At 42.5% G+C, this 5,877-nt stretch carries 8 protein-coding genes; all 8 read left to right on the top strand.

The window, feature by feature from the left end:
• A partial coding sequence (locus tag ACP45E_RS13255; protein WP_141707334.1) for a YcjF family protein occupies nt 1–264 on the top strand: 264 nt, incomplete at its 5' end.
• Nucleotides 265–366: 102 nt separating this feature from the next.
• On the top strand, nt 367–1,911 hold the full coding sequence (gene tyrR / locus ACP45E_RS13250; RefSeq protein WP_017034423.1) for a transcriptional regulator TyrR: 1,545 nt from the start codon (nt 367–369) through the stop codon (nt 1,909–1,911).
• Nucleotides 1,911–2,492, top strand: coding sequence for a ribosomal protein S5-alanine N-acetyltransferase (gene rimJ / locus ACP45E_RS13245; protein WP_017038655.1), 582 nt, complete (start codon nt 1,911–1,913; stop codon nt 2,490–2,492). Before tyrR ends, rimJ begins: the two co-directional genes overlap by 1 nt.
• Nucleotides 2,493–3,095, top strand: coding sequence for an HD domain-containing protein (locus ACP45E_RS13240; RefSeq protein WP_017034425.1), 603 nt, complete (start codon nt 2,493–2,495; stop codon nt 3,093–3,095).
• Nucleotides 3,095–3,568, top strand: a complete 474-nt coding sequence (locus tag ACP45E_RS13235; RefSeq protein ID WP_017038654.1) for a DUF2947 domain-containing protein — start codon at nt 3,095–3,097, stop codon at nt 3,566–3,568. Before ACP45E_RS13240 ends, ACP45E_RS13235 begins: the two co-directional genes overlap by 1 nt.
• Nucleotides 3,569–3,698: 130 nt before the next feature.
• On the top strand, nt 3,699–4,691 hold the full coding sequence (locus tag ACP45E_RS13230; protein WP_017038653.1) for a GGDEF domain-containing protein: 993 nt from the start codon (nt 3,699–3,701) through the stop codon (nt 4,689–4,691).
• 124 nt (nt 4,692–4,815) lie between these two features.
• The gene (locus tag ACP45E_RS13225) at nt 4,816–5,007 is read left to right on the top strand and encodes a hypothetical protein (protein WP_017034428.1); all 192 of its coding nucleotides are present in this window, start codon (nt 4,816–4,818) and stop codon (nt 5,005–5,007) included.
• A 238-nt stretch (nt 5,008–5,245) separates the two neighbouring features.
• Nucleotides 5,246–5,842, top strand: coding sequence for a GTP cyclohydrolase II (locus ACP45E_RS13220; protein ID WP_017034429.1), 597 nt, complete (start codon nt 5,246–5,248; stop codon nt 5,840–5,842).
• Nucleotides 5,843–5,877: the final 35 nt, after the last annotated feature.

The following is a 5,877-nucleotide window of genomic DNA, read 5'->3' as shown; positions in this document are numbered from 1 at the left end:
ACCGCTCTTCCGATCTATATGGCGGCAGCCGGAGCCAGTGAATTGGCGGTTGATGCAAGCATGGATCTATTGTCGATGGATCTCGCTGGCAAGCTTTCTGCTAGAGCAGGGCAGGGGATCGGCGTGGGTATTTTGTCGGCAAGAGTCGGCTTAAAGGCTATCGCGTTATTACGACCAATGGCTTGGCACAAAGAAAACGCATTGACGCTCTCTACTATACGCAAACAGATCGTGTCGAAAGTCGCTGCAATTTCAATCAAATAGTGGCTGGTATCACCGTATTCAAGTTAGATTTCTTGACGCAATAAAAGCCATGAGCGACACTAGTGTCAACTTTTTCTGACACCGCTCAATTAGGATTTCTTAGTGCGTCTTGAAGTATTTTGTGAAGATCGATTAGGCCTTACCCGTGAACTGCTTGCTATCTTGGCCTCGAAGAATATAGATTTGCGTGGCATCGAAATCGATGTCAGTGGCATCATTTACTTAAATTGCCCTGATATTGATTTTGATACGTTCAGCGAACTTATGACTGAAATTCGTCGAATATCTGGTGTTAAGGATGTGAGAAAAATTCAATTTATGCCTATGGAAAGGCACAATACTGAGCTGATCTCTCTTCTTAATAACCTTCCGGACCCAGTACTGGCCATCGACTTGAAAGGTCAAATCGATCTCGCCAACCATGCCGCAGTCGACCTCTTTAAGATCGCTGATACGGACATTATCGGGCAACAGGTCTCCGCGCTTTTACCCTGCTTTGATTTCTCATTGTGGTTCGAAGGTAACATTACTCGCCAACGTGAAAACATCGTTATTGATGGGTTAGATTACGCCATGGAAATCATGCCGGTATACATCAGTAGTGAGTCGAATGAATCCAGTTTAGCCAGCGCGGTTATGATCATCCGTTCAGGAAGTAATAAACCTCAGTTTGATGACAGTTTACCGCTGAACAACAATCTCGGTTTTGAACATTTCGTCGGCGTATCTAACCGACATAAAGCATTAATCAGCCAGGCTAAGAAACTTTCTATGCTTGATCAGCCTTTGTTAATTGAGGGTGAAACGGGCACTGGAAAAGAGATGCTGGCAAGAGCATGCCATAATCGCTCAAACAGAGCGGCTTCTTCATTTCTTATTTTAAGTTGCGCGTCGATGCCAGACGATGTGGCTGAAACGGAATTGTTCGGTCACGCACCAGGTTCGTTCAATCACGAGCAAGGTCATAAAGGGATTTTTGAACAAGCCAATGGCGGAACTGTTTTCTTAGATGAAATCGGTGAAATGAGTGCGCATCTACAAATTAAGTTGTTACGGTTCTTACAAGACGGGACGTTCCGACGGGTGGGTGAAGAGCATGAAGTTCACGTTGATGTTCGAGTTATTGCCTCAACCCGACATAAGCTGGCTGAACTTGCCGATTCAGGCGCATTTAGAGAAGATCTATTCTATCGACTCAATGTCCTGACACTGCGCATTCCTGCATTACGAGAACGAACGAATGATATCGTTCCGTTGTTAGAGTTGTTTGCGGCGAAATACGCGAATCAGCTGGGTATGGTGAGACCGAGTTTAGCCGATGACCTGGTGGATGGGCTATCGAACTACCCATGGCCGGGTAACATGCGACAACTCGATAATATGGTACTGAGGGCGCTAACAGAATGGCAAGAGGGTCCGCTAGACTTGTCTTTGTTCCATTTACCACAATTAGAAACCGCTTCTTCAGGCATTCCCAACGTAAACTTAGACGGTTCGCTTGATGAGATCATGAAAGAATATGAGTCTCAGGTGCTTGAACGATTGTATCAGTCATTCCCATCAAGTCGTAAGCTCGCAAAGCGGTTGAACGTGTCTCATACCTCCATCGCAAATAAGTTGCGTGACTACTCGATACGTAAAAATTAATGAATAGAGTTAATTCCCATAGAAGTGTTTATGAAGCCGATGATGATTTTATTCTTCGTACCGCTGAAATAGACGATGCGCAGAGAATTACGGATTACTTTAATCGTAATCGGACTCACCTAAAGGCTTGGGAACCTAAGCGAGAAGACGCGTTTTTCACGTATCAAGGTTGGTCAAAGAAACTGATCAAACTACACGAACTGCACTCACTGGGGTTGGGGTTTTATTTGATTATCCTCTCTCCCGATTCGCAAACCGTTCTTGGGACCGTGTCGTTTAGTAATTTGTCCCGCTTTCCTTGCTACACCTGTACGGTGGGTTATTCGTTAGATGGACAGTTACAGGGTAAAGGAATCATGACGCGCGCTCTAAATCGAGCTATAAATTACATGTTTACGTATCAGTCAATGCACCGAATTAATGCCGCCTACATGCCTAAAAACGAGCGCAGCGCTGCGGTGTTAAAAAATAATGGGTTTGAAAAAGAAGGGTTTGCCAAAAAATACTTGCTCATCAATGGGCAGTGGGAAGACCATATTTTAACCAGTTGTATTAATGAAAATTGGAAGGCGGTGAAGTAAGTGAATGAACGCTTAGGAAAGCAACTCTCTCTAATTATTGAGCTTGACCAACTCAAATCTGTATTGCGTCGTACGCGAGTCAAAAGTGCAAATGGTCGGTTAGAAAACAGTGCTGAACACAGTTGGCATGTTGCGCTAATGGCGATATTGATGGAAGAGCATGCCAATGACAGCGTAGACATATCGAGAGTCGTTAAGATGTTATTACTGCATGATATCGTTGAAATCGACGCTGGAGATACGTTTGTTTATGATGTTGCGGCTTCGTTAGAGCAAGAAGAAAAAGAACTGGCCGCAGCAGAACGTCTGTTTTCAATGCTTCCAAGCGATCAAGGTCTTGAACTGAAAACCTTGTGGTTAGAATTCGAATCGGCCTCCACAGCAGACGCCAAGTTTGCCAAAGCGCTTGATCGTCTGATTCCAATGTTATTAAACTTTCATAATGAAGGGCAGAGTTGGAAAGAGCACGGTGTCACCAAAGAGCAAGTCCTTGGCGTTAACAGTAAAATAGCGCTTGGCTCGCAAACACTGTGGGATGAAGCGAAAAGAATGATTGAGCAAGCCGTCGATAATGGCTGGCTAAAAAATAACGAGGAAATTTAATGTCGTATTTGCCTTTGGAACAGTACCAAAGAAAATGGATTTTCACGCACCAGTCCATGCCCGTTCCAGAAGAGGATCTCGCTAAGATTAAGCCTATGGATGCCGTGAGAGCATCGCAACTGTGGAAAGAAAATATCAGCCCACAGAGCCCTGATGCCGATCGTCTAAGCAATCAAGACTGGCCCAGTAAAGATTCTAACTGGTCGGCGGAAGTGAATTGGATAGACAGTTGGGAAGATGACGATCAAGGCTTTCCTGAAGAATTAGCCGAGATGTTGAACTGGCAAGATGATGTGACCGTTTACTTTTGCTATGAGAAATACAATGTATTGGAAACCAAGTGGGCTACGTTTAAACAGCATTGGAAGAACTTTTTATTCTATGACGATGGCCCAATCTTGATTGCCCGCCGCAGAAAAGAAGCTCTGTGGTTCAACTCTAAAGGAACGGTTAAGTTCGGCGTTCGGAGCTGAGTTTCTTTTATCAAAGCCTTATAAAATTTATCCAAGTAGCATAAAAGCAGCGAAGTTCGCTGCTTTTTTGTGCTTGGCTCATATTTCAGTGCCTATACTTAGCAGACAGTTATCAACAAATAGGCTAAGAATGAATGTAGAGAAAAAGATACTGGATTTAGTTGTTGGTATAACAGAACAAACCAACTCCATCTCGCTGGCACACTGCGTCGTCGCGACGTTGTCAGAAATGGTCCCCATTCAAAGCGTTCATCTATTTCATTATAAAGGCGAAATCGCCCAACTCACCGCAGCCCTTACTCGAGTCGAAAATTCAGCGGAACAGGCCAGCTATGAATGGTTGAGCAAGCGCGATGAAAAAGTGCCTGAAGATTTTGATCATACGCTGAGTTTGAGCGTAGTCGAGCGTGACGACAATGGGTTTTATCGTTGCACATTCCCAATACGTATCGATGAAAATTCATCCGCCCGCTTTATTGTTTTGATGGACCGCCCTCCTAATGAATATCAGTTGCTTATGGATGGCTTCAGCCAAATTTATAAGAACTATCTAGTGGTTCTACGTGAAAGTGAACATGATCCGTTAACGGGGTTATGGAATCGTAAAATGATGGAGCAGAAATTAAATCAAAGCTTTGAATCAACGGTGAACAATCAGTTGGATGACGGATACGCTTCAATCGTCTCCATCATCGATATCGACAATTTTAAAGATATTAATGATACCTATGGTCATTTGATTGGTGACGAGGTGCTGCTCGTGTTTGCTCAACAAATGCAGGAGTCTTTTAGCCATGAAGAGAATTTGTTTCGTTTTGGGGGCGAAGAGTTTGTGGTGTTGTTCCCACGCTCGACATTGAAACAAGCGGAAGAAAAAATGGAAAAATTTAGACAGCATATTGAAAGCTATGTGTTTCCTAAAGTACCTCAAGTCACATTCAGCGGTGGTATATGTACGATCAAAACAACCGACTTTCTGACCGATATTTTAGATAACGCTGACAAAGCGCTCTACTACGCGAAAGATAATGGTAGGAATCAAGTATTCAGCTATCAGTGGTTAAAAGACGAAGGTATATTGATAGTGGATGATAAGGGAGATAGTGATGTTGAATTGTTTTAATTTGCAAGCATCTTCAAGAGGTTATCTGTGATTATTATTCCATAATTGTTGCCTAAATAAGACTCTCAAACATCATGTGGTATTCTCACATTATATTGACATGTTATTAATTTTGAGTGTTCACATGCCAGAATGCACGGTGGAAAACCTACTGTTACAGTTTAAAAAAGACTTTTATACAAAGTTGGGTTTTATTCATGCTGAAGCTCAACAAATACCTGATCCAACGCTTTCAACGCTCACTGAAGAAGAGTTAAAAGTGCTTGAGTCGGTTTGGGTCGAATTGTCGGTTTGGCAACATAATCAGAGTCAGTAACCTTTCCTTTTTTCCTTTTTCCCGTTTACTTTTCTTGTCGTTTCTGTGATGTTTTGAATAAAACCTTCGTGTTATTTTTGGTTCTTACTCCCTTTATTGTTATGAATCACCTTGGAGTAGTCTCTCATTTTCAATGAAACATTGAAAAATTTCGCGAAAATCCCCATAGTTATAGCAAAGAGGCACCTTACAAGTTGTTGTCATTAGTACTAAAGCAAACAGTTGAGTGAGTAAAAATATGGCGGAAGTTCGTGCCAGAGTTGACCTGAAAGTTGGCTCCCAAAGCAATATTGATGCAGAGATTCTTTCTTTTCATGGCTTGCAGACAGAAAAAGAGCACATTGCGATCGTTTTTAAGCAAGCGGATAAAAAGACAGACACCCCATTAGTTAGGATGCATTCAGAGTGTTTGACAGGAGATGTCTTCCACTCTTCACGCTGCGACTGTGGTGAACAGCTCGAAGAGACCATCAATAAGATGGGCGAGCAGGGCGGTATCATTCTTTATTTACGTCAAGAAGGCCGTGGAATTGGTCTGTACAATAAAATTGATGCGTATCGTTTACAAAGTGATGGAATGAACACCTACGAAGCAAATAATCACTTAGGATTTGGTGATGATCTTCGAGATTTTACAGAAGCGGCTCAAATGCTTACGGCATTGAATATTTCAAAGATTCGATTAGTCACTAATAATCCGAAAAAGATCAAAGAGCTAAAAGAAAACGGAATTGAAATTGTGGAAATAGTCAATACTTCTGCTCATATCAAAGTCGGCAACGAGAGTTACTTGCAAGCTAAGGTGTCCCACGGAAAGCATAATTTGAAACTCTAATTGCATCGTGTTATCGGATCTTTTCAAACCGCCTC

The organism is Vibrio genomosp. F10 str. 9ZD137 (assembly GCF_049974785.1).
Classification (GTDB): domain Bacteria; phylum Pseudomonadota; class Gammaproteobacteria; order Enterobacterales; family Vibrionaceae; genus Vibrio.
Note: the sequence above shows the minus strand (reverse complement) of the source record. Positions and strands in the feature narration are given on the sequence as shown.